Genomic DNA, 24,216 nt, shown 5'->3' on the forward strand with positions numbered 1-24,216 from the left:
AATGAACTACAGTACCCTTCCTGAAATTGTGCTGGGAGAAATTCCGGAAATTCAAGTTCCCGAACTGCAGGTTTCCTATAACCGCAGTTCGGGAAAATTTCTGTCTGGCCCCATAATGTCTTCTTTTACGGTTGCAGAATTTATCCGAAGCATTTATGGTACAGGAGAAATTGAATTACAGGAACAGTTTGTCGTCCTCTACCTCAACCAGGCTAATCACATCATAGGCTACTATCGTCATTCAAAAGGATCGATTACTGCAACAATAGCAGATTTACGTATCATACTGGGCACTGCTTTGAAATGTATGGCAGTGTCAATGATTATTGCACACAATCATCCTTCCGGTAATCGCAAACCTTCAAGGGCGGATGAACAGATTACTCAGAAGTTTAAGGAAAGTGCCGCTCTGATGGATATCCGTTTACTCGATCATGTGATTGTTACAAAAGACAGTTACCTGTCTTTTGCAGACGAAGGACTTTTTGCACTTGGAGGATTCGCACAAATAAAAAACGATAGTGAGCGATTTATTGAAGCCGTCACAACTACACTTAAAAATAAAACTCCTCATAATAAAACTACGATTGAAAAACTTGCTGCTTCTTTCAGCATCACAGATAAAACAGCTGTTAAAGAATATACAGAACTGGCAATCGTTAAGCGTGCCAGATCCCTTGCGCAAGGTGCTTTCTCCAAAACGATATTCGACAGCATTGTCGAACTTTATCACTCTCAGGTTAATCTTTCGCATCGTACTTCGCAATCCATTTTACTGCAACAGTATTCAACACCGGCTCCTATCGCTTATCTCGCTGGTTCATTTTGTTTACTGCAAAATAATGTTTCTGTTTTTGAGCCTTCTGCCGGAAACGGTTTGCTCACAATTACTGCTCATCCTTCTCAATGCACTGTCAACGAAATTGACTCGTTGCGCAACAGAAATCTTAAAGTACAAAGTTTTAATGAAGTCTTACGGCAAGATGCTACAAAACCATTTAAAGGCTTTGAAAAAAAGTTTGATGCAATCCTAACGAATCCGCCATTTGGCTTAATGGACGTTGAAGTGATGTATGATACGTTTCCAATTAAACCTTTGGAGCATGTAATGGCATTGCGTGCGTTAGACTGCATGAAAGATGAAGGCAAAGCCGCCATCATCATTGGGGGACATACACGATGGGATGACAAGGGAAGAATACAGGCAGGCAAAAACAGAATCTTCTTTAACTATCTCTACAGCCGTTATCATGTAATGGATGTCATCAATATCGATGGAGCCAAACTCTATTCAAGACAGGGAACATCTTTTGATGTGCGTTTAATTTTAATCAATGGGAGAAAGAAAACATCATCTGGCGCTGCTCCTGTGTTTGATTCAGCGAAAGATGCGGAAGTGAAGTCCTTTGAAATATTGTTTGAACGTGTAAGTGAAGCAATGGAAACGAACCCACACACAGGAAACGAAAAATTTATCACGTACTATGAAAAGGTTTTGTCGCTAAAATCAAAATATACTGACACCGTTATCTTTCTGCGTGTAAATGATGAGTATCAGATTTTTGGTGACGATGCTTTGCAACTTGCAAGAGGTACTGATCTGCTGATTGGTTACTCCTTTAACTACTACGGCAACTTAATTCGTGCAATTCGTTTTCCGTCCAACGCTCTTGATTACTATTTAAATAAAGTTGTGAAAGCTGGTTACAAAGTGGCTGTCGCAGATGAACTTATGAAACCTGAACCTCCTATGACAACACTTGAAAAAGAAGCAAAGGATTTATTGAAATTATTTTCAACTGAAGATGGTGAATTAGGTGCTCCTTATGAACCAGCTTCAGATAGTTGCGTTGTGTTAAATACCCAGGTGCCTGATAGTATGGCTTTTGAAACAAAAAAAGCCGTGCATAATATTAAATCTGAAGTTGGTGGAGACATCGACCAATTTGTTTGTCATCGTTTAAAATATCCTAATAAAACAGCGTTGTGTAAAGTCTTATCTGCTGAACAGATTGATGCAGTAGCAATGGCTATTTATAACATTGAAGCAAGGGAACAGGGAATGATCATTGGCGATCAAACAGGAATTGGTAAAGGTCGTGTTGCAGCGGCGATGATACGCTATTCGGTTATGCAGGGACATAAACCCGTTTTCCTTACTGAAAAAGCAAATCTGTTTTCTGATATTTATCGAGATCTTTCAGCCATAGGTTCTGCCCACTTCAAACCTTTTATTGTTAATACCAAAGAATCTAAAACAGATATAAAAGATGAAGATGGCACTGTAATTTATCAGGCTCCAGCTATTACTGAGCAAAACAGTATTATCGAGAGTCGGGAAGTTCCATCACAGTATGATTTTGTGGTAGCAACCTATTCGCAATTTAATTCGCCTGAGAAAAAACCAGAGAAACCAAATTTCCTTCGTGCTATTGCAGACAATAACATTTTTATTCTTGATGAAGCCCATAACTCCAGTGGTTCATCCAACACAGGGGAGTTTTTGCAAAAGGTCGTTTCAAATACAAAAGGTGTTGTCTTTCTATCTGCAACGTTTGCCAAACGTCCAGATAACATGCCGATCTATGCCATGAAAACTTCGATTGCAGATTGTAATATGACTAAAGATGAATTAGTAGAAGCAATCACAAGAGGCGGGGTTGCTTTGCAGGAAGTTCTCTCCTCTCAACTTGTTGCTGAAGGTCAAATGATTCGTAGAGAACGAAGTTTTGAAGGTGTTGAAGTGAACTATATTTCACTCGATGAAAAAGCGGAAGAACATAAAGCCATCGCTGATAATATCACTGAAATACTCCGGGATATTATTGCATTTCAATCAAACCATGTCGATAATCAGATTGAAGAACTAGATAAGATCGCAGTAGCAGAAGGTAAAGAAGTTGCACTTCGTGAGGGTACATCACAAGCCGGAGTAGACAATCTCCCCTACTTTTCTAAAGTATTCCAGGTGATCAATCAGATGTTGTTTTCGCTAAAAGCCGATGCCGTTGCTGAACGAACCATACAACGATTGCAGGAAGGAAAGAAACCTGTGATTGCTTTTGCTTCTACAATGGGCAGTTTTATTGAAGGTATGGAGAATGAAAATGGTTTGCCCGTGAGTGATGGAGATACGATTAATGCGGATTTTACAGAAGTTTTGAAGAGAGGTCTTGATGGTATTCTTCGTTACACGGAAAAGGATGTAGATGGAAATCCTGTTCATAAAAAGTTTGAACTCGCTGATCTGCCACCGGAAGGTCAGGTTGAATATCATCGTATCAGCGAACGTATTCAATCAGCATCAACCGGGATTACGATTTCTCCGATTGATATGATCATCCAGAAGCTTAAAAAAGCTGGCTATGCAGTTGCTGAAGTAACAGGAAGAAAATATGAATTGCAAATAAATCCGAAAGGATCTAAAGCCCTTGTGCTTGCACGGAAACGTATTAACACCAATGATGCATTCCGGCAGTTCAATAACAATGAAGTGGATGTATTGATGATTAATCAATCAGGTTCAACTGGTGCATCCGCTCATGCCATCCCAACAGCCAAAGTATCAAAGGCAGAAGTGAAACAGCGTGTGATGATTGTCTTGCAGGCTGAACTGGATATAAATACTGAAGTACAAAAACGTGGACGTATTAATCGTACCGGACAAATCTTAAAACCAATCTATGATTATGTTACTTCAGCAATTCCGGCAGAAAAGAGATTGATGATGATGTTGCAAAAGAAACTGAAATCCCTTGATGCAAATACAGCGTCTAACCAGAAAAACTCCTCCCGCATTTTAGATGTCCCCGACTTTTTAAATAAGTATGGTGATAAAATGGTCAAAGAGTATTTATTGGAAAATAAAGAGATTAATGAGTTGCTGGACGATCCTTTGCGTTTAACAGATGCGAAAGCAGATAGTGGCAGCCAGGAAGCAATTTTACTCGAAGATGCAGCGCATAAAGTATCTGGTCGGGTTGCAGTACTCTCAACCAAAATGCAGCAAGACTTTTATAATGAGATTGCAGAACGATATACCGATTATACTGAATACTTAAAACAAACCGGTGAGTATGATCTTGAAGTGGAAGCAATGAACCTCGAAGCAGAAACAACGACGAGTAAAGTGATCAAAATGGGGAAAGGTTCAGACAGCGCTTTTGGCGAAGACAGCATATTGGAAACAGTACGTGCCAATGTGTTGAAAAAACCTTTCACAACAACTGAACTGGAAAATCTTTTACAGGAAACGCTAAAAGGCAAAGATGCAAAGCAGTTGCAATCGGAACTCCTTACAAAGTTTGAACAATTTCAGGCGGGTGCATTGCAGGAGGAGTTGGAGGGAACAAATTTTAAATACGATGAGTTGATTGCAAACATCAGCGAAGAAAAAGCGATGCTCAAAATCAAAAGTAAACAAGGAGATGCCGCATATATGGCGGCATGTCAAGAACGGGAGAAAGAATTGGAAACAGCTCGTCAGTTGAAAAAAGAGCAACTCAAAAAAACATCAGATAACAGAAAACAGTATCTCTCAAAAATATTTCAATTTTTCTATCCTGGTCGTAGCCTCAACTTTCCAGTTGAAACTTACAACGATGGACATGAATTAGTACCGGCTATGTTTCTTGGATTTATGATTGATTTGAAAAAGAAAAACCCGTTCGTTCCTTCTGCTTTAAAACTTCGCTTTGCCATTGCAAACAGTTCTAAATACCTGGCCGTCCCAGCTTCTTATTCCGATGACATTATGGCGATGATCGGTACAAGTGCTGATATTGCTCAACATAGCTTGCCGACAATACTTAACATTTGGGAACACTACACCAAACAGAATAACGCCGACAGAAGAACGAGGCATATTATCACGGGCAACTTGTTACAAGCTTTTTCTGATTTTAAAGGAAAGCTGGTGAGTTACACAACGATTAATGGCGAAACAAAAAAAGGTATTCTGCTTCCTGAGAACTGGAATCCTGTAGAACAGGTGCAGGACAAAGTAGTTGTACCGATTATTAAAGCTTTACCATTAATTAAATCACTAACAACTCATTCACAAATTGCAGCCAACAACGGCTTATCGTTCTTCAGGCAAGGTGATAATTACAAACTTATTATTGCAGCTTCCCGTTCGAAAGGCGGTGACATTTATCTCGATCCTCAAATCCTTCAACTAGTAGAGAAAAACAATTTTGAAAAAGTATCAGATAAGATGGTGGCCATGCTGCCTTATGAGAAAATTGATCAGTTAGTGCAACTCTTACAAACCAATCATTCATTATCTGTTACAGTTCACTCACATCAATTAAAAGAACTGACAAATACAATGGTTAAATACAGTAACCGAAAGAAAATTGAGTTTCCACCTAAAGAAGAGAAAACAGATAACAATGTTATCATGATGGAGCTTGAAGCCGAAGCACTGATGCTGGAACTGGAATTAATGAGAGCGTAGAACACCTACTGATAAACATTTTTGTCAAACCACATCTTAAAATCTACCTATGATCACCATTGATAACTATTTTCAAACTACCTCAAACATTAGCATCTCAACTCTACCTGATACGTTACAGAAGGGACATGAGTTTGTTCTTAAAGTAACAAAGAATGGTTCTTCCTGGACTTCCTATCACGGTAGTGACGCAATCAAAAAGACGATTGATCTTTATTTAAGTAAGATCAGTGAATACCTTTCCAACAAGAACAAAGTAGAGAGTAAACAAAGCAAGCAAAAAGATACCGGCACTAAAAAATCAATCCAAACCAAAGTTGCCAGACCAAAGAAATCTTCCAAGCAACGTGATACATTACCTACTGTGAATATGGTTGAACGGGTAACGGATGATATTCGCTTCATCAGACGTTTTGCAAATCTTGATGGAAAAACAAAAACCAAAGAAGAAGTCCTCCGTTTCATCAATGCGCTTCAGAAAGCAATTCTTGAAAAACGAATACGCAAATCTTCTACACATGCAGAGCATATCAGGATGATCCAGAAAAAGTTGATTGACATGTACAACAGTATGAGAGCAAAAATCAAGATTGAAATTAAACCGGAGACATTCGAGACCTTAAAAAAGCTTATTGGTGGAGAGAGGGTAATGTCTTCAGTCAGTTTTATTAAAAGCTATATCAACCTTAATGGAAAACAAGGAATGAAGAAAAAAGCGGATCAGCTTTTGCAACGTATTACAAAGTCTGTTGACCAGAAAAGAATTCCGGCTGATGACCCTTATATGGATGAACTGATACAAATCACAAAGAATCTTGAATCATTTTTAAATACTCCTTCGCAGAAAACACTTTCTATCGAGCCAAATGAATTAAATGGATTGAATGGTATTTTAGGTTGTGCATGCAATCCTCTTAATGGTATCGAGTCTAAACCGGCGATAATGAACAGTATTGATTTTGCTAACCTTGAATTTAAAACAATCGGCTTGCAAGGAAAATGGAGAGAACTTATTGGTGATCCTTCTTCCAATTTTACCGCAATGGTTTATGGCAAACCAAAGATGGGCAAATCATATCTCAGTATTGATTTTGCTGGCCACATGGCACGTAATCATGGAAAGGTATTGTATGTAGCCAAAGAAGAAGGCCTAGATATGACACTGCAAAAAAAACTTAATGATAAAGATGTGGCTCATCCTAATCTTTTTGTTGCTTCCGTTTTACCAGAAAATTTATCCGCTTACGATTTTATTTTTTTGGACAGTGTAAACAAACTTGGACTTGAGCCAAAAGATTTAAATGAACTAAGAACAAATAATCCCAGCAAATCCTTTGTGTTTATATTTCAATCGACCAAAACCGGCAACTTCAGAGGTGCAAATTCTTTTCAACACGATGTTGATGTCGTTATTGAAGTACCGGAGAAGGGCAAAGCGGTACAATTTGGACGGTTCAATCAAGGAGGCGAAATGTTCATCTTTTAAATTCATATTTCCTAATCTGATTGCGGCATCTCTTTTACTGATTTGCCGCAATTTCTTTTTACCTACTAATACCCACCTATGTCAAAAACGCTAAAATTCATCAAAGCTGAAAAAGGCTCCGTTCAGCCTGTTAGTGATGTGTCAACCCTGCAACTACTGCTTAATTCCAGAAGGGCGGCAATTCGTGAACCGTTAACGGCAGCAAAAGTGCTTAAAACACCTGGCCTTGAGCATTTAACGGAAGAAGAGGCAGATCAAGCAGTTGAAAGTATTAAAAAACTATCCATTGCTTTATATGAGTCGGCCTGCCAAAATAAAATATATTTCATTGATAATCAACAAGATGTAAATTTGAATTGTGAAAACAAAGCCGCATGATTAACAACGAATTATTTTCAAAATGGGCCAAAAAATCTACGACCCCTATCTTCTCTCCATCAGTTAAAAAAGCTGTCGTATATACCCGTGTTTCTTCAAAAGAACAATTCGATAAAAACCTGAGTCTTGACTGGCAACGTAAGACAATTGAAGAATTTTCAGGACGCAATGGTTTTGAGATTATGAACTATTTCGGTGGAACTTATGAAAGTGCCAAGACTGATGGTCGAAAGGAATTTAAGGCCATGCTTGACTATATACGTTGCCAAAAAGGAAAAGTCAGTCATATCCTTGTTTACCTCTTAGATAGGTTTAGTCGTACTGGTGGAGGTGCTATTAAACTGGCACAGGATCTCAGGGAGAAATATGGTGTAACGATCATTGCAGTTACGCAACCCATTGACACCAGTAATCCAGGAGGTGTGTTCCAGCAGAACATGCAGTTTCTCTTTTCGCAATACGACAATGAATTAAGAAAGCAACGAGCCATTGCAGGGATAAAAGAAAAGCTCGAACGAGGTATCTGGTGTCTTAAGCCTCCGATGGGATATGATGTTATAAGAGCGAATGGACAAAGGAAAATTGTAATAAACAAAGAAGGGAAGCTTATCAAAAAAGCATTTGAATGGAAAGTTACAGGCTGGAAGAACGAAGAAATCATAGCCGAGTTACGATCTAAAGGTTTAAACATCTACAAGCAGAAACTAAGCCAGATGTTCAATAATCCTTATTACTGCGGATTATTGGTTAATAAAATGCTTAACGGAAGAGTGGTTGACGGTGATCACGAAAGTATGGTCTCAAAAGAGCTGTTCTTAAAAATCCATAACATTCGACAAACTGCTAATAAGTACGGCGTAGCACATCAAAAAGAAATTGAAGCTGTGCCATTAAAAGTATTTATGCATTGCCCTGTGTGTGGAGAAGGATATACAGGCTATGTTGTGAAAGCAAAAAATCTGTGGTATTATAAATGCAGGACGAAAGGTTGCTGCGCAAATAAGAATGCTTCAAAAGTAAATACGCAGTTTGAAGAATTTCTCAGTCGGTTTCAAATCAAAGAAGAGTATATGACCTTATTGATTGATGAATTACTTGATTCAATGGAAAAGATTAATGAGACTAATCAGCAACGACAAAAAGAAGCTTCCAGCGCATTAAAAGAGGTGCAGAAGAAAATTGACACCATTGAAGAAAAGTATTTCGTGAGTGGAGACATGAGTAAAGAAACCTATGATAAATTCTTAATGAAGTATTCGCAGGAAAAGGATGAAATCAACGGAATTTTTCAAAGCAACTTTACAAACAGTTCGAACCATTATCAAATCATTGAAACTGCTGTTACGATTTCTTCGAAACTCGCTCTGGTATGGAGTTCCAGCACAGTGAAGTCAAAGGAACGGTTTCAAAAATTGCTATTTCCTGATGGAGTAAGCTATGATGTGAAAAATGAATCATTTCGAACCACGAAAGTAAATTTATTGCTTTCCTTAAATGCAGAGCTGGCGGGACTTTCAGAAGATGATATAAAAAAACAAGGTGGTATAAAAACCACCTTGTCCAACTTAGTCGGGACGACTAGATTCGAACTAGCGACCCCTTGCACCCCATGCAAGTGCGCTACCGGGCTGCGCTACGTCCCGAACTTATACAAGACCCTGATCCTGTAAATATCTTTTGGCTCCTCGTTTTTTAATTTTCAATTCTAACTGAATAGCATCAGATTTTGAAATGCATTCAATAGCGGCAACTAAAAACCAGGGAATACCTTTTGAGGTGTAATCACCTTTTCCTGCATTATGTTGATTAAGCCTGCGATTTACATTATCAGTATAACCAACATAATACTTTTCTAAAGAACTACTAAAAAGTATATACACATAAAACATATACACTCTCTTTTAGTTAGCAACCCTCCCGCCTCAAGCGGGATGCGCTACCGGGCTGCGCTACGTCCCGAACAAAAAACAGAAATCCACCCCTGGATTTCAGCGGGCAGCAAATGTAAGATTTTGATATCTAATTGTATCATTTTGATACATTTTGTATTAAAAAAAACGATCTTAGCGGCGCAATAATCTGAACTTCTTACATGACCATTCTTATCAGGCAGGCGCACATTATCGATCCCACTTCTCCTTTCCATAAAACGATCCAGGATGTTTTTATTGAAGACGGCCAAATTAAACAGATTGGTTCGTTGGCAACACAACAAGCCGATAACGTGATTGAAGAAAACGATCTTCATCTATCACCAGGCTGGGTGGATCTGTTTGCACATTTCTGCGATCCTGGTTTTGAATTTAAAGAAACATTGGAAACGGGTATTGAAGCAGCAGCGGCGGGCGGTTATACCGATGTAATGGTGTTGCCAAATACAAATCCTGTTGTAACAGGTAAATCGCAGGTAGAATATATTGTACAGAAAGCCAGACAATCACCTGTCAACATTCACCCGTTAGGAGCTGTTACAAAACAAACCGAGGGAAAAGAATTGGCAGAAATGTATGATATGCGTGCTGCAGGTGCCGCTGCTTTTACGGATGGTTTGCATCCCGTTCAATCGGCTGGTTTATTGCTGAAAGCATTGCAATATGTAAAAGCTTTCAACGGAACAATTATTCAGATACCCGACGATAAAACAATTGGAACTTACGGGTTGATGAACGAAGGTATTATCAGCACTCAACTTGGTTTGCCCGGCAAACCTATTCTTGCAGAAGAAATACAAGTGGCAAGAGATATTAAGCTGGCCCGTTATGCAGAATCAAAACTGCACTTCACAGGCGTTACTTCACCAAAGAGTATTGAATATATTAACCGCTCAAAAGAAAGTGGTGCAGCCATCAGCTGTTCTGTAACTCCGGCTCATCTTTATTTTACTGATGAAGACCTGCAGAGTTATGATACTAATTTGAAACTCTATCCGCCTCTTCGCACTGCTGTTGAACGTGATGCATTAAGGCTGGCGGTGTTGAATGGTTCCGTTGATTGTATCGCTACACATCATGAGCCGCATGAATACGATAGTAAGATCTGTGAGTTTGAGTATGCAAAACCCGGTATGATTGGTCTTGAAACCGCTTACGGTGTTATGGGTGCTGCTTTAGGGAATGAGTTAACTGCGGAGCGTTGGGTTGAGCTGGTGAGCATCAATCCACGTAAAGTATTAGATATTGTTATGCCCTCCATAAAAGAAGGTGCAGCAGCTCATGTAACATTGTTTAACCCCAAGGCGACATATGTGTTTGAAACTGGTGCCATCCGTTCCAAATCAAAGAACTCAGCTTTTATTGGCAAAGAGTTGAAAGGAAAAGTGATCGGCATCATTAATAACAACCAGCTTAAACTAAACTAAATTTTTGTTTATGGAAAAGAAACAGACCAATCCCCTTTTGCAGTATGGATTATTGTCAGCAGTTGTAGGATTAGTAATCTACATTGCCCTGTATTTGGGCGGAGTTAAATTAATGACCAGTCCGTTGGCATATGCATCGTACCTGTTGCCGATCATCTTTGCTGTGCTGGCTTGCGTTGCAGCAAAAAAACAAAATGATGGTTATCTCGAATTTGGCAAAGCACTTAAAATAAGTTTTGGCGTATTTGTGATCACGGGCCTGGCTACTACTCTTTTCTCTTACATCTTACTCAATTTTATTGATGTGGAATTTAAGGAAGCAATGCAGCAGGTATCTCTTGAGATGACAGAGAATATGATGAAAAAATTTGGTGCATCACAAGACCAGATAGATAAAGCAGTAGAGCAGGCAAGTAAAAAAGACAATTTCTCATTTGGTAGTGTTATGCTCGGGTTTGCATTTAGCTGTTTTATTTCATTTCTCATTTCCCTGATCATTGCGGCAATTGTAAAAAAGAAGAATCCGCAAAACGATATGCCACAAACTATTTAAATTCAAGCATGAACCTGAGTATTGTTATTCCTCTGAAAGATGAAGCTGAATCGTTGCCCGAACTCTGTGCATGGATCGAACGGGTGGTAAATGAGCAGCAACTTTCGTATGAAATTATTCTGATGGATGATGGCAGTACAGATGCTTCGTGGGATGTGATTAAACAACTTCGTGCCGCCAATCCAAACATAAAAGGAATTTCATTTCAACGAAACTACGGCAAATCAGCTGCGTTGAACGAGGGATTTAAAGCAGCAAAAGGCGATGTTGTTATTACAATGGATGCAGATTTGCAGGACAGTCCCGATGAAATTCCTGAGTTGTATAAGATGATTACAGCTGATGGATTTGATTTGGTAAGTGGTTGGAAAAAGAAACGTTACGATAATACACTTACAAAAAATATTCCGTCGAAATTATTCAATGCGGCCACCCGTAAAATGAGCGGCATCTACCTGCATGATTTTAATTGCGGTCTTAAAGCTTACAATGGAAAAGTGGTACGCAGCATTGAAGTGTATGGCGAAATGCACCGTTATATTCCGGTGCTGGCTAAATGGGCGGGCTTCCGAAAAATAGGTGAAAAAGTGGTGGAACATCGCAAACGTAAATACGGTGTTACCAAGTTTGGCTGGGATCGTTTTGTAAACGGATTTTTAGATCTTGCTACTATTTCATTTGTGGGCAAATTCGGCAAGCGGCCAATGCATTTCTTTGGTTTGTGGGGCACGTTGTTTTTCCTGGTTGGTTTTCTCATCAGTGGTTATCTAGTGATTGCTAAGCTGGTTGATTTCAATTTCTCTATTACCAATCGTCCAACTTTCTTTATTGCTTTGGTTTCAATGATCATTGGCTCGCAATTATTCCTTGCGGGATTTATTGGTGAACTTATTGCCCGCAATGCACCTGAACGAAACGTGTATTTGATTGGAGATAAAGCAGGGTTATGAAAATAATCATCCTCGGCCCGGCCCATCCCTTACGTGGAGGTATTGCCATTTTCAATGAGCGGTTGGCCCGGCAGTTTCAAAACGAAGGGCATGATGTAACAATCTATTCGTTCAGTTTACAATACCCCGATTTCTTATTTCCCGGTACCACACAATATTCGTCTGAACCGGCACCTGCCGATTTAAACATTAAGATCGAAGTCAACTCCATTAATCCAATAAACTGGTTGGCAGTTGGCAACGGGGTAAAGAATTTGAAACCCGATCTGGTTGTTGTACGCTATTGGCTGCCATTGATGGGCCCTGCTTTAGGAACTATTCTTCGTCGCATTAAATCGAATAAACACACAAAAATTATTTGCATAGCTGATAATGTTTTGCCGCATGAAAAACGTTTCGGCGATCATGCGTTCACCAACTACTTCATTAAACCAGTTGATGCATTCATCACCATGAGTGAAAAAGTACTCAGCGATCTGCGTACGTTCACCCAAACCAAACCCGCTGTTTTGCAACCGCATCCTTTGTATGATGTGTTTGGAAATGCGGTATCAAAACAAGAAGCACGCACTCATCTTGGTATCGATCAATCAACATTTGTATTTCTTTTCTTCGGTTTCATTCGCAAGTACAAAGGCCTCGATATGTTACTGGAGGCATTTGCACAATTGAAAAAATATCAATACCAAAATCCCAATGCCAAATTACTCATAGCAGGTGAGTTTTACGAAGACCGAAAACATTATGATGATCTTATTGAGCAACTTCAACTGAAAGATGATCTGATTTTAAAAACAGAGTTTATTGCCGATAGTGAAGTAAAATATTATCTTTGCGCTGCCGATGCTGTTGTGCAACCTTATCGCAACGCAACGCAAAGCGGCGTTACTCCCCTGGCTTATCATTTTGAAATTCCCATGATCGTTACCAATGTTGGTGGTTTACCAGCCTTTGTTCCGCAAGGAAAAGTGGGTTTGGTTTGCGAACCAACTGTTGATGCAATTGCTGCAGCAATGCAAGAATTTAGGCAAACAGGATCTGCTCATTTTATTCCGTATTTGCAGGAAGAAAAAAAGAAGTATGGGTGGGATAAAATGACCGGTGCTATTCTTCAGTTAGTGGCATCGATTTAAGTATACCATACTTATCTCAGAGGTAGAGCAGAATTATACAGCTAGTTAGGTATGGCATACTTATCCCGGTACCTACCGCTTTCAGCTTTTCATTTACATTTGCAGCATGAGTGAACAGATCAAACAGATAATTCTTGATTCCATAACAGTTAAGCAACAACTCCTCAACGATGAAACAGTTATTGCCAAGCTCGATACCATCAGCAATTTGATTGTTGATGCATTCCGTAATGGCAAGAAAGTATTGTTTTGTGGTAACGGCGGCAGCGCTGCCGATGCACAGCATTTAGCAGCGGAATTCAGCGGCCGTTTTTATCTCGATCGTGAAGCATTACCTGCCGAAGCGTTGCATGTAAACACTTCTTATCTCACCGCTATTGCCAACGATTATAGTTTTGAAGTGGCCTATGCACGATTGGTAAAAGGTATTGGCGTTGCCGGCGATGTGTTAGTTGGTTTATCAACTTCAGGTAACTCCCCCAATATCATTGAAGCATTTAAAGCAGCAAAAGAAAAAGGGATGATCACGATTGGACTTACAGGTGAAACGGGTGGTCAACTTAAACAATTAAGTGATCATTTATTCAATGTGCCATCGAAGACAACGCCACGTATACAGGAAAGCCATATCATGTTGGGTCATATCATTTGTCAACTGGTGGAAGAACGTTATTTCGCTGCAAAAAACTAATTCATGATCCACACAACGCTTCCAACAAATCATCCTGCAAATACCGCCTATTTTATGCCGCTTCCTCATAAGGAATTGCCTTTGATTGATAAAGACTGGACATTATTTCTTGATCGAGATGGCGTCATTAACCAGGACGTGGTGGGCGACTATATCAAGAACTGGAATGAGTTTCATTTTATGGAAGGCGTGTTGGAAGCAGTCAAACAATTATCAGCATTATTTCCACGCATATTTATTGTAACAAACCAGGCGGGAGTTGGTAAAAAATTAATGTCGCTCGATGACCTGGCGGAAATTCATACCAATATGCAGCAGGAAATCACTGCAAACGGAGGGCGTATTGATAAGATTTATTTCTGTCCTGAAACAGACAACAAACACATCAACCGTAAACCCAATCCTGGGATGGCTTACAAGGCAAAAGAGGAATTCCCGGCAGTTGATTTTTCAAAGTCGATCATGGTGGGAAACATGCCCAATGATATGTGGTTTGGTCGTAAGATTGGCGCCTTCACCGTTTATCTTCCTACCCGACCGGAAGAGAATCCTGATCCTTCAACCGTTGATGCGCAGTATAAAGATTTGTTAGCATTTGCCACAGCGCTCGTTAGCAGGCTCAAAACACAATAATTTTGCCCTGAATAAGTTAATATCACTATGCAAAAACTGTTTACCCTTTTCTGCGTATCCTTTGCCTTGTTTGCTTCGGCACAGCAACTCACGCCGGCGGAACTCAAACAATTCAAACTTCGTGAAGATTCACTTAAACGTTTTGGTTATGAAATTGTGCGTGGTAAAGATGCAGCCGTTCGTTTTCGCAGCGACAGCAATTTTACCCGTATGCTTGTTCGTGCACTTATTCAGGATAAATCATTCCAGTTTCCCTTTGATTCATTAAAAACAATTTCGAAAGTTTACAGCCCCGATAGCTCCTTCCGCATTTTTACCTGGCAGGTTGTGAAAGATGATGATTACTGCAGGCAAAAAGGATTTATTCAGCTTCGGAATACTACAGGAAAAGAAAAATTTATTCCGCTGCGTGATGCGGACCAGTTTATCGTAAACGACGTTGATACAGTAGCAAATAACCTGTGGTGGGTTGGCGCTGTGTATTATCGTATCCTTGAAAAAGAACATAACGGACGCAAATTCTATACATTGTTTGGTTACGATGAAAATGATTCACGTACAACAAAGAAATGGTTAGATGTAATGTGGTTTGATGATAATGGAACGCCGATGTTTGGGATACCTGAGGCATTTTCATATGCAAAAGATTCAGTGCCTAAGCCTGCGTTGAATCGTTTCCTGTTAGAATATAAAAAAGATGGCCGAGCAAGAGTGCAGTACGATGAAGAGTTGGATATGATCATTTTCGATCACCTCATCTCTGAAACCAATGAGCCCGGCAAACGTTACACCTTAATTCCTGATGGTGATTATGAAGGCTTCAAATGGACAAATGGACAATGGCTGCACATTGACAAGGTATTCGACTTTAAATTAAAAGATGGAGAAGCTCCTATACCGGAAGCAATTGATTTCAACAATCGTTTAAAAATGGGAGAAGGAATTGATGTGCCTGCACCGGCCACTACAAAACCAGCAGTTAAGAAACCTGCAGCAAAACCGCCGGTGAAAAAGAAAACAGGTAATTGATCAACCGGTTGCTAGCCCTTGCCTTTTTTCTTGCTGGTAGATTTCGGTTTTTGATTGTTGTTGATTTGCTGAAGTAAGGAATCATTCACTGGTGCATTTAATTGCTCATCTTTCTTTTTGATCCAGATAGTAACTGACCTGCGAACGGAGGGATCTTTTTTCAGCTCCACTTCCACTACCACTGAATCGTCTTTAAATATCCAATCGATCCACACACTATTGCCTTGCAGTTTGCCATTGCTTACTTTAAAATTCAATTGCTCTGTTGTTAAAGGAGCGTAAGTGCCATTGCTGAGTTTGGCATCAACATTAATATAATTCCAGGAACCTTTTTTTAGGCTGTCGGTATAAAGATTAAAGTATAAACTGTCGATCTTTTGCGCTTGCGAAAAGTCAAAAGATAGGAGAAAGAATGTTAGCAAATAAGCTTGTTTCAAAATCGTTGATTTATCTGCAAAGATTGGAATAATGTGCCACAGGTTGCTCAAAGACAAATTTTAACATTCTTTCACGCTCATCCTTTCGAAATCAGTTATTTTGAAGATGGTATGAAATATGCACTCTTTACCCTATAGTTAGAAAGGCTTTTGTAAATTGTTTATTAAATCAATTGTTATGAACGTAATTGTTTTTGGAGCAACTGGTCAGGTAGGTCTTCAACTCGTGAAACAGGCTTTATGGCGTGGGCATTCTGTAAAAGCCTATGGCCGCAATGTGTATGAGATGGATATTGAAAATGAAAAACTTGAAAAGATAAAAGGCGGGTTATTTGATGCATCAGACATATTGCATGCAATTAAAGGAACCGATGCTGTATTGAGCGCAATTGGTGGAGCATTTGATGGATCGGATAAGGCCCGGTCGCTGGGTATGAAAACCATTATTGCACAAATGCAAAAGGCTTCTGTAAATCGCATTGTTGCCTTAGGTAATATGAGTATTTTGAATTTTGATGAAGAATCGCTCATCATTGATCAGGAAAATTATCCTGAAGAATTCCTGCCGGTGGGTAACGAACATCGTAAGGCATATGAATATTTAAAAAACTCCATGCTTAACTGGACGTTTGTTTGTAGTCCCGATATTATGAATGAAGGTCCAACCGGTAACTATATTACCACAAAAGATTATCCTCCTCAACCAAATAAAAATCATATTAATGCCGGTGATCTTGCACAGTTTATGCTGAATGAACTGGAGAAAAATGAATACGTGAAGAGCAGGGTTGGTATTTCTGCTTTATAGTTCGCCGCTAAGACGCTCAGAACTTATTGTTATGAGTTAAAGGGTATGGGTTACATGCACTCATAACTGCTTTAACTCCGTTTCAACTCCCACAGGAAAATACTCGTTGCAATAGCTGCATTCAGCGATTCTGCTTCGCCAAAGCGAGGGATCATTAATTTATCTGTGAGTAAGGAAATCACATCTTCCCGTATACCGTTTGATTCATTTCCAATAACAAGGAAGCCTGCTTTGGGAAACTCAAATGAAGAAAGTTCCTCGCCGCCCAGCACCGCTCCAACAACCGGCAATTGTTGATTAGCAAGAAAGCTGCTTAATTCTTTTTCCAAAACAGTCACCCGCATAATACTGCCCATAGTTGCCTGCACTACTTTCGGGTTGTAGATCTCAGCACAATCGGGCGAGCAAATAATTGTTTTGATTCCAAACCAATCAGCAAGCCGAATGATTGTTCCCATGTTGCCGGGGTCACGAATACCATCGAGCACTAATGACCAATCTGTAAACGGCGCTTCGGGTGTGAATTCTTCAAAATAATGCAGCAATGCCAACGTCTGGTTGGGTGTTTGCAGTTGCGAAATGCGTGCAAGTTCATCTTCCGAAACAATGTGATGTTTAACGATATTTTTTGCGGAAGGATGTTGTTGAAAGAATGTTTCGGTGGCGTATAGCCGAACAACCTGCGATGAATAATGCGTTAAAAGCTCGGCCACCATTTTGCTTCCTTCCATCAAAAAAAGCCGTTCTTCATCCCTTCTTTTTTTATGGCCTAAACTTTGGATATATTTGACTTCATTTTTACTGAGCATCGATCATCATTTTATGAGTTTCACCCGGTTAACCATTACCATATTTACTTGTTTGGCAGTACTCACGGTGCTTAGTTCCTGTAATTCAAAATTGTTAACCCGGGGTAAATATAAAGTAAAGAACTATCCAAAAAATAAGCCCTTTGTTTATTTTAACGAGATCAACGTTGTAAACAATAAACTGTCGAAAGATTCGCTCACTCTTCTGAAAAGTGGATTAGAGACGCAGCTTGATGACAGCATGCGTGTATATGTTCGTCAACGCTGGCTCCTATTTAAACGAATTGACAATCCGCCTGTATTTGATACAAGCTATGCTAATCAAAGTGCCCGCAATATGCAGATCTACCTGCAAACACTGGGCTATTACAACGGCAGGGTTACCATCGATACGTTTTATATTGATTCAGTGCATAAAGAAGATCCCGATCGTTTGCAGGTTAGGGCTGCAACAAAATTCAGGGTGAACACAGGCCCGGTATTTCGTATCGATTCCATTGCACTCATTCCGAACGATTCAAACAGGGTTCAGATTCTTCCCATTAAAGAATTAACTGATCAGCATAGTTCGCAAACGTTCCTGCGCCGAGGTATGGCTTTTAGTGAAGAGTTGATCTCCAGAGAAATGAACAGGTTGATTGAACTCTATCGCAACAACGGTTATTACAATATGAACCGTGATGTGATTTATGCAGATGTTGATACTACTTTTCTTGCATTGCTTGATCCGAGTTTAGCACTTGATCCTATCCGACAGTTTGAAGTGTTTCAGGAAGCACAGGAAAGAAGAAAGAATCCATTGATCAATGTTTATATACGTACCAAACCCAACCTGAAAGATTCTATCTTCCGTCAATACTATAACCGCAACATTGTAGTGTATCCGGAATATAAAGGTGGTGACAATGTTGATTCAGTTGCCTACATTGATAGTGTACGCAATAATATCACGGTGCGTTTCCAGAAAGGGAAATTTAAACCGGCCTTCATTCGACGCAATCTTCGTTTGCGTACCGATAGTTTGTTCAGCTCTTTAAAACTGAACCAAACAGCTGATGAATTAAATAAATTGAATGTGTGGCAGGTCATCCGTATTCAACCTAAACTTGCTACTGATGATTCAAATTCCATCGACTACGATCTGTTCATGATCCCCTACAAACGTTTCACATTTAGTGCAAACGTTGAAAGTGTTTTTAACCAGGTGCAATCGGGATTAACAACAGCTGGAAATCTTGTAGGCTTTGGTGTAACGGTTGGTTTGCAGGACAGGAATATTGCCAAGCAAGGTATACAGATGAATAACACGTTGCGTGCAGGTATTGAATTAGGTCTACCTCCAATCAATTCAGGATTACAGGCAACGGAATTGACGTATAGCAACTCCATCAGTTCACCACGTATTCCTGCCTGGTTGTTTACACGTAAAAGCCGGAGATGGCTGAATCGGAAAACATTCCTCACTTCTTCTATTTCATTCATCGATCGGAATATTAATCAGAACGGTTTGTTTGCACTCACAACTGCAAGCTCAACATTTGGTTGGCAGTTTCAAACACCTAACAATGCCATTTGGCGTGTAAGCCCTGTGAATGTTGAATATGTAAAATTGTTCGATCTTTCACAATCATTCAAAGATCAGTTGGCAAGCAATGTGTTTCTTCGTAACTCTTTTAACCAGGGGTTTGTACTGGGGTTAGGTGCTGCGAGTATTAACTACACAAAACGTTACCAGAATAGAAAACGACAAAATCATCTTTCAGCATTACGACTCAATTTTGAAGAATCGGGTGCATTGGCTGGCCGATTAAAGAGAGCAATCAATTTGTTTGATGAAGAATTGTTTGAGTATGTAAAAGGCGATGCTGAATTTAAATACCAGATCATAAGCCCGGCTACAAAACAGGAACGCTGGGTATTTCGTGCGGCAGCAGGTGCTGGTTATTTGTATGATAATGATACATCGAGCATGCCGTTCTTTAAACAGTATGCTGGTGGTGGTCCTAACAGCATGCGTGCATGGCCTTTGCGTAGTATTGGTCCGGGTGCAAGTATTGCCGATGTACGAACCGGGAGAAATCAATTCTTCAGTCGTTCAGGCGATATGATCCTTGAAGCGAATGCTGAATACCGTTATAACATCTTAAGCATCTGGCCCAACACATTAATTCTTCGGGGCGCTTTGTTTACTGATATAGGTAACGTTTGGAACTTCCGCAACAAGAGTAATCTTGGGAATGATACGGTTGTGTTCAAACTAAAAAATCTCTATCGTGATATGAGTGTAAGTGTTGGCACAGGTTTCCGTTTAGATTTTGTTGGATTGTTCTTGATACGTGTTGATATTGGTTATCGCTTAAAAAATCCTGCCTATCCTTTTGTTGCTACAAATAATGGATGGAGAATCCCAGGCTTAAATGATCTTGAAAATTTATTCAGTCGCTCAACTGAAGCACGTACCTGGCGGTATGAAAACATCAATATCTCGCTGGGTATTGGTTACCCGTTCCAGTGGTAGCTACTCATTCAGTTGGTGGCATGGCTGCTTTTACTTGTTTGATCCACTCCAGTGTTTCAGGTAATGTTCTTGCTTCTTGGGTTGTGAATTCGCCAATGCGTGTGCGACGTAAACTGCTGAGGTATGCACCGCAGCCCAATGCTTTGCCGTAATCATGTGCAAGACTCCGTATGTAAGTGCCTGTTGAACACACAACTCTAAAATGCAACACAGGAAGTTCAATTTTTGTTATTTCAAATGCTGCAATGTGCAATGGTCTTGGGTCCAGCACAACGTCCACTCCTTTTCTTGCTAACAGATATACAGGTTTGCCATCACGCTTAATAGCGGAATGTGTTGGGGGCACCTGCATAATATCACCGGTGAACTGCTTTGTTGTTTCATTTATTAATTCATCAGTCACAAAAGAATAGTCGTTGAATTGTTCGGGTTTGCTTTCAAGATCGTACGTGGGTGTTACTGCGCCAATAGTAAAGGTTCCGGTATATTCTTTTTCACGAGCCTGGTATTCATTGATGCGTTTGGTGAATTTTCCTGTGCAGAGAATAAGTAAACCTGTTGCAAGTGGATCAAGCGTTCCTGCATGTCCTACCTTTTTTATTTTTATGGCATTCCGCACTTTGGCCACTACATCATGCGATGTCCATTCTAATGGTTTATCGACCAATATTACCTGCCCTTCTGTAAAGATTGTTGCAACTTCCTGTTTCATGCGTGGGCAAAGGTAATGGATTCAAAAACTCAGCCTATATTTATCCCACATTCCAAAATCACATTGAACAATGGCATTTACAATTGCAATTTCAGCCGATAGAACACCTCTTGTTAAGAACTATTGGCTCTGGCTGTTTATCGCTGTTTTTATGATTGTATGGGTGAACACGTATATCGGCACTACGGATATCCATAACTGGCTTCTTGAAAATACATTAACCTTTTTATTCCTGGTCTTTCTCATCGTCACATTCAAACGTTTTCAGTTTAGTGATCTTACCTACCTGTTGGTTTGTATTTATTTGTGCCTGCATGTATATGGCTCAAAATATACTTATGCTGAAAATCCTTTGGGATATTATTTGAAGGATGTTTTTGATGCCAAGCGGAATAATTATGATCGCATCGTTCACTTCAGTTTTGGTTTTTTACTTGCCTACCCCATGCGTGAAATGTTTTTGAAATGGTTTAAATATCCAAAGCTTGTTTCATGGATATTGCCGATTGAGATCACATTATCCATCAGTGCTTTTTATGAGTTGATTGAATGGGCCGTTGCTGATATTTTCTTTAAAGCACAAGGCGATGCTTATTTGGGGACACAAGGCGATATTTGGGATGCGCAAAAAGATATCTTTCTTGCTTTTTCAGGAGCCATCCTTGCTACCACAATTGTGTCGATGGTGAAAAAGTTATTTAATATTTATGAAAAAGAGTAGAACCACTGATGGCAGTTGTATCTTTTAAGTCTGGGAATATATTTTTAACGTTAGAGTTATAACATTCCATCTACGTCTGACGGCCTGCAACCGTACCGACGGGAGTAGGCATTTCGTACTTCTTACTTCGTACCTCGTATTTTCTCAAATGGCTTGTCTTGTCTTAATCTCAATGTATTTATTGATCGTGTTCACAGTTACGTTTTCTGGTGCGGACAGAATACTGAGGATGCCTGCGTTCTGTAATTCTTTTACAATAAGTTGTTTTTCGTGCATGTATTTTCCTGCAATTGTTTTTACATAGAGGTCCTCGATATCTTTTACTTCCTGACCTGCTACTTGTTTTAGTTCGGTGTTTTCAAAAAATACAACCAACAGCAAGTGATATTTAGCGATACGTTTCAGGTATTGCATTTGCCTTTGCATCCCCGCAAGCGATTCGAAATTTGTGAAAAGAATAATCAAACTGCGTTGCTTTACAGTTGCCCGGATATTGGTATAAAGCAATTCGAAATCAGATTCAAGGAAAGCTGTTTGCTGGTTGTAAAGCAATTGCAACACTTTTTCGAGTTGTACAGGTTTACGATCTGCCGCAAGTACTGATCCCATTTTATTGCTGAAGGTCATTAGTCCAAATTTGTCTTGCCGGTACAATGCTACGTTGCACATCACGAGGCTGGCATTCATTGCATGGTCAAGCAATGTCAAATCATTGAAAGGCATTTTCATCAAACGTCCTTTATCGATCACGCAATATACCTGTTGACTTTTTTCATCGGTGTATGAATTCACCATCAATGAACCTTTGCGTGCTGTTGCTTTCCAGTTGAGCGTACGCACATCATCGCCTTGCACATATTCTTTCACCTGTTCAAACTCCATGCTGTGCCCGATCTTACGTAAACGCCTGTTACCTGCTTCTTTTGTTTGCGCTGCTTCTGCATGTAATTGGTACTGCCGCATACGAATGAACGATGGATAAACAGGAACCATCACTTCTTCTGCACCAATAAATTTCCGTTCAATAAAACCTAGTAACGAACGAATAAACACCTGCACTTTTCCAAAATGATATTCACCCCTTTCTGTTGGGCGAAGGTGATAGATCAGTTCACGACTCTCACCCGCTTTCATGTTTAGTTTTATGGAGAAATTCCGTTGTTGAAATTGCAACGGCAATTCATCAATCACTTCTGCTTTTACAGGAAAGGGATAATTATTCTGAATGTTAATGTGTGCCGGGTTATCATCACCATTACTTAATCGCTCAGGAAGTTCACGTTCAATAACAGGTTTGCGGTTGATGACAAAAAGAAAAAAAAGATCGGCAACAAATGCAATGGATAATAAAATCGAAAATATTTTTGCCGGCGTTTCCAATACGGGAAAGAAATAGGCAAGCAGGTACAATGCAATATTTGCTGCAAGCAATTGGAAGAAACGTGTACTAAAATACAGCGACTTCAAAACAAAGTGTGCCAGCAAATAAACAATTGCACCGGATAGTAGAAACAACCAGAACATTTAGCGTGGTACCTCCAGAGATTTAATGATGCGGTCAACTAATTCATCGGCCGTAATACCTTCCATTTCCTTTTCAGGTGTAAGGATGATACGATGACGCAAAACATGCGGCGTGACTTCGATAATATCTTCAGGCGTAATAAAATCACGCCCACGCATAGCCGCAAATGCTTTTGATGCTTTTACAATAGCCAATGATGCACGTGGCGATGCGCCAAGGAACAAGGAAGGATTATTGCGTGTTTCATGTACAATGCGTGCAATAAACTCCAGTAGTTTCTGTTCAACTACGATGCTGCGAATAGTTTCCCTGTATTGAGCAATATCTGATGATGATAATATTTTCGTCACTTCATTTAAGAGGAAACGATTATCGGCCTGGTGCTGATTGCTGAGTATGATCACTTCTTCCTCAAGTGATGGATAGCCCACTTCTATCTTAAACAGGAAGCGATCAAGTTGTGCTTCAGGTAAACGATAGGTTCCTTCCTGGTCAACGGGGTTTTGTGTAGCCAATACCATGAACGGAACATTCATTTGGTACGTGGTGCCATCAACGGTTACCTGCCGTTCTTCCATTACTTCAAACAACGCCGATTGTGTTTTTGCAGGTGCACGGTTGATCTCATCAATCAACACAATGTTGCTGAACAAGGGACCTGCTTTAAATTGAAAGCTCGCTTCCTTTGGATTGAAAACGGAGGTACCCAACACATCACTCGGCATCAGATCAGGTGTAAACTGGATGCGTGAAAAATCTGCATCAATCAGTTTAGCCATGAGTTTTGCTGATAATGTTTTTGCAACACCCGGCACACCTTCAATCAGAATATGTCCATCGGCAAGAATACCGGCGATCATCAACTCCAGCATTTGCTCCTGCCCTACAATTACTTTCCCCACTGCTTCACGAATAGTAGCAATTGCATTGTTGAGTTGCGTTAGATCGGTACGTTGTACAAAAAATTGATTTTCCATGAACTGTTTTAGTTTTAAATCTGTCTGATTTTACAATTAC

At 39.8% G+C, this 24,216-nt stretch carries 19 protein-coding genes, 1 tRNA gene and 1 pseudogene; 14 read left to right on the forward strand and 7 right to left on the reverse strand.

The window, feature by feature from the left end:
- Nucleotide 1: 1 nt before the first annotated feature.
- The 4 genes and pseudogenes from ACO1QW_RS09895 to ACO1QW_RS09910 all read left to right on the forward strand — a co-directional run.
- Entirely contained in the window at nucleotides 2-5,458 is a 5,457-nt protein-coding gene (locus ACO1QW_RS09895) for a JAB domain-containing protein (RefSeq protein WP_486258038.1), read from the forward strand.
- Between the two features lie 49 nt (nucleotides 5,459-5,507).
- The gene (locus ACO1QW_RS09900; protein ID WP_486258040.1) at nucleotides 5,508-6,944 is read left to right on the forward strand and encodes a hypothetical protein; all 1,437 of its coding nucleotides are present in this window, start codon (nucleotides 5,508-5,510) and stop codon (nucleotides 6,942-6,944) included.
- A 78-nt stretch (nucleotides 6,945-7,022) separates the two neighbouring features.
- On the forward strand, nucleotides 7,023-7,322 hold the full coding sequence (locus ACO1QW_RS09905; protein ID WP_486258042.1) for a hypothetical protein: 300 nt from the start codon (nucleotides 7,023-7,025) through the stop codon (nucleotides 7,320-7,322).
- Nucleotides 7,319-8,149 (forward strand): annotated as a pseudogene (locus ACO1QW_RS09910) (recombinase family protein); the annotation flags it as partial. The gene ACO1QW_RS09905 and the pseudogene ACO1QW_RS09910, both read left to right, overlap by 4 nt.
- A 742-nt stretch (nucleotides 8,150-8,891) precedes the next feature.
- Here ACO1QW_RS09910 and ACO1QW_RS09915 read toward each other — a convergent pair.
- Nucleotides 8,892-8,965 (reverse strand) — tRNA-Pro (locus ACO1QW_RS09915).
- 3 nt (nucleotides 8,966-8,968) lie between these two features.
- Entirely contained in the window at nucleotides 8,969-9,211 is a 243-nt protein-coding gene (locus ACO1QW_RS09920; RefSeq protein ID WP_486258044.1) for a GIY-YIG nuclease family protein, read from the reverse strand.
- A gap of 203 nt (nucleotides 9,212-9,414) precedes the next feature.
- Here ACO1QW_RS09920 and ACO1QW_RS09925 point away from each other — a divergent pair, with 203 nt between their 5' ends.
- The 7 genes from ACO1QW_RS09925 (at nucleotide 9,415) to ACO1QW_RS09955 (ending at nucleotide 15,669) form a co-directional block, all read left to right on the forward strand.
- A complete protein-coding gene (locus tag ACO1QW_RS09925; RefSeq protein ID WP_486258046.1) occupies nucleotides 9,415-10,680 on the forward strand; it encodes a dihydroorotase in 1,266 nt (421 codons plus the stop codon).
- A gap of 10 nt (nucleotides 10,681-10,690) precedes the next feature.
- A complete protein-coding gene (locus tag ACO1QW_RS09930; protein WP_486258047.1) occupies nucleotides 10,691-11,233 on the forward strand; it encodes a DUF4199 domain-containing protein in 543 nt (180 codons plus the stop codon).
- An 8-nt stretch (nucleotides 11,234-11,241) separates the two neighbouring features.
- On the forward strand, nucleotides 11,242-12,183 hold the full coding sequence (locus ACO1QW_RS09935) for a glycosyltransferase family 2 protein (protein WP_486258049.1): 942 nt from the start codon (nucleotides 11,242-11,244) through the stop codon (nucleotides 12,181-12,183).
- The gene (locus ACO1QW_RS09940) at nucleotides 12,180-13,316 is read left to right on the forward strand and encodes a glycosyltransferase family 4 protein (protein WP_486258051.1); all 1,137 of its coding nucleotides are present in this window, start codon (nucleotides 12,180-12,182) and stop codon (nucleotides 13,314-13,316) included. Before ACO1QW_RS09935 ends, ACO1QW_RS09940 begins: the two co-directional genes overlap by 4 nt.
- Before the next feature lie 106 nt (nucleotides 13,317-13,422).
- Nucleotides 13,423-14,007 carry a D-sedoheptulose-7-phosphate isomerase gene (locus tag ACO1QW_RS09945; protein WP_486258053.1) on the forward strand — a complete coding sequence of 195 codons (585 nt, stop codon included), beginning with the start codon at nucleotides 13,423-13,425 and terminating at the stop codon, nucleotides 14,005-14,007.
- A 3-nt stretch (nucleotides 14,008-14,010) separates the two neighbouring features.
- A complete protein-coding gene (locus tag ACO1QW_RS09950; RefSeq protein ID WP_486258055.1) occupies nucleotides 14,011-14,640 on the forward strand; it encodes a D-glycero-alpha-D-manno-heptose-1,7-bisphosphate 7-phosphatase in 630 nt (209 codons plus the stop codon).
- A gap of 27 nt (nucleotides 14,641-14,667) precedes the next feature.
- Nucleotides 14,668-15,669, forward strand: coding sequence for a hypothetical protein (locus ACO1QW_RS09955; protein ID WP_486258057.1), 1,002 nt, complete (start codon nucleotides 14,668-14,670; stop codon nucleotides 15,667-15,669).
- An 11-nt stretch (nucleotides 15,670-15,680) separates the two neighbouring features.
- Here ACO1QW_RS09955 and ACO1QW_RS09960 read toward each other — a convergent pair whose 3' ends face one another.
- Nucleotides 15,681-16,106, reverse strand: a complete 426-nt coding sequence (locus tag ACO1QW_RS09960) for a hypothetical protein (RefSeq protein ID WP_486258058.1) — start codon at nucleotides 16,104-16,106, stop codon at nucleotides 15,681-15,683.
- Between the two features lie 178 nt (nucleotides 16,107-16,284).
- On the opposite strand from ACO1QW_RS09960, the gene ACO1QW_RS09965 reads away from it, so the two are divergent.
- Entirely contained in the window at nucleotides 16,285-16,914 is a 630-nt protein-coding gene (locus tag ACO1QW_RS09965; protein ID WP_486258060.1) for an NAD(P)-dependent oxidoreductase, read from the forward strand.
- A gap of 71 nt (nucleotides 16,915-16,985) precedes the next feature.
- Here the strand turns inward: ACO1QW_RS09965 and ACO1QW_RS09970 are convergent, their stop codons facing one another.
- A complete protein-coding gene (locus ACO1QW_RS09970; protein ID WP_486258062.1) occupies nucleotides 16,986-17,723 on the reverse strand; it encodes a TrmH family RNA methyltransferase in 738 nt (245 codons plus the stop codon).
- Here ACO1QW_RS09970 and ACO1QW_RS09975 point away from each other — a divergent pair.
- On the forward strand, nucleotides 17,701-20,241 hold the full coding sequence (locus ACO1QW_RS09975) for a BamA/TamA family outer membrane protein (RefSeq protein ID WP_486258064.1): 2,541 nt from the start codon (nucleotides 17,701-17,703) through the stop codon (nucleotides 20,239-20,241). The genes ACO1QW_RS09970 and ACO1QW_RS09975 overlap by 23 nt on opposite strands.
- 4 nt (nucleotides 20,242-20,245) lie before the next feature.
- Here ACO1QW_RS09975 and truB read toward each other — a convergent pair whose 3' ends face one another.
- Entirely contained in the window at nucleotides 20,246-20,953 is a 708-nt protein-coding gene (truB, locus tag ACO1QW_RS09980) for a tRNA pseudouridine(55) synthase TruB (protein WP_486258066.1), read from the reverse strand.
- A gap of 70 nt (nucleotides 20,954-21,023) precedes the next feature.
- Here truB and ACO1QW_RS09985 point away from each other — a divergent pair, with 70 nt between their 5' ends.
- On the forward strand, nucleotides 21,024-21,674 hold the full coding sequence (locus ACO1QW_RS09985; RefSeq protein ID WP_486258068.1) for a DUF2238 domain-containing protein: 651 nt from the start codon (nucleotides 21,024-21,026) through the stop codon (nucleotides 21,672-21,674).
- 144 nt (nucleotides 21,675-21,818) lie between these two features.
- Here the strand turns inward: ACO1QW_RS09985 and ACO1QW_RS09990 are convergent, their stop codons facing one another.
- Together ACO1QW_RS09990 and ACO1QW_RS09995 are read right to left on the reverse strand one after the other, a co-directional pair.
- Entirely contained in the window at nucleotides 21,819-23,198 is a 1,380-nt protein-coding gene (locus ACO1QW_RS09990) for a DUF58 domain-containing protein (RefSeq protein ID WP_486258070.1), read from the reverse strand.
- The gene (locus ACO1QW_RS09995) at nucleotides 23,199-24,176 is read right to left on the reverse strand and encodes an AAA family ATPase (RefSeq protein ID WP_486258072.1); all 978 of its coding nucleotides are present in this window, start codon (nucleotides 24,174-24,176) and stop codon (nucleotides 23,199-23,201) included.
- Between the last annotated feature and the right edge of the window lie 40 nt (nucleotides 24,177-24,216).

The sequence above is a fragment of the Lacibacter sp. genome, from assembly GCF_057361365.1.

Coding starts and splice junctions, on each gene's coding strand:
- ACO1QW_RS09895 (WP_486258038.1), top strand. CDS start 2: ATGAACTACAGTACCCTTCCTGAAATTGTGCTGGGAGAAATTCCGGAA.
- ACO1QW_RS09900 (WP_486258040.1), top strand. CDS start 5,508: ATGATCACCATTGATAACTATTTTCAAACTACCTCAAACATTAGCATC.
- ACO1QW_RS09905 (WP_486258042.1), top strand. CDS start 7,023: ATGTCAAAAACGCTAAAATTCATCAAAGCTGAAAAAGGCTCCGTTCAG.
- ACO1QW_RS09920 (WP_486258044.1), bottom strand. CDS start 9,211: ATGTTTTATGTGTATATACTTTTTAGTAGTTCTTTAGAAAAGTATTAT.
- ACO1QW_RS09925 (WP_486258046.1), top strand. CDS start 9,415: ATGACCATTCTTATCAGGCAGGCGCACATTATCGATCCCACTTCTCCT.
- ACO1QW_RS09930 (WP_486258047.1), top strand. CDS start 10,691: ATGGAAAAGAAACAGACCAATCCCCTTTTGCAGTATGGATTATTGTCA.
- ACO1QW_RS09935 (WP_486258049.1), top strand. CDS start 11,242: ATGAACCTGAGTATTGTTATTCCTCTGAAAGATGAAGCTGAATCGTTG.
- ACO1QW_RS09940 (WP_486258051.1), top strand. CDS start 12,180: ATGAAAATAATCATCCTCGGCCCGGCCCATCCCTTACGTGGAGGTATT.
- ACO1QW_RS09945 (WP_486258053.1), top strand. CDS start 13,423: ATGAGTGAACAGATCAAACAGATAATTCTTGATTCCATAACAGTTAAG.
- ACO1QW_RS09950 (WP_486258055.1), top strand. CDS start 14,011: ATGATCCACACAACGCTTCCAACAAATCATCCTGCAAATACCGCCTAT.
- ACO1QW_RS09955 (WP_486258057.1), top strand. CDS start 14,668: ATGCAAAAACTGTTTACCCTTTTCTGCGTATCCTTTGCCTTGTTTGCT.
- ACO1QW_RS09965 (WP_486258060.1), top strand. CDS start 16,285: ATGAACGTAATTGTTTTTGGAGCAACTGGTCAGGTAGGTCTTCAACTC.
- ACO1QW_RS09970 (WP_486258062.1), bottom strand. CDS start 17,723: ATGCTCAGTAAAAATGAAGTCAAATATATCCAAAGTTTAGGCCATAAA.
- truB (WP_486258066.1), bottom strand. CDS start 20,953: ATGAAACAGGAAGTTGCAACAATCTTTACAGAAGGGCAGGTAATATTG.
- ACO1QW_RS09985 (WP_486258068.1), top strand. CDS start 21,024: ATGGCATTTACAATTGCAATTTCAGCCGATAGAACACCTCTTGTTAAG.
- ACO1QW_RS09990 (WP_486258070.1), bottom strand. CDS start 23,198: ATGTTCTGGTTGTTTCTACTATCCGGTGCAATTGTTTATTTGCTGGCA.
- ACO1QW_RS09995 (WP_486258072.1), bottom strand. CDS start 24,176: ATGGAAAATCAATTTTTTGTACAACGTACCGATCTAACGCAACTCAAC.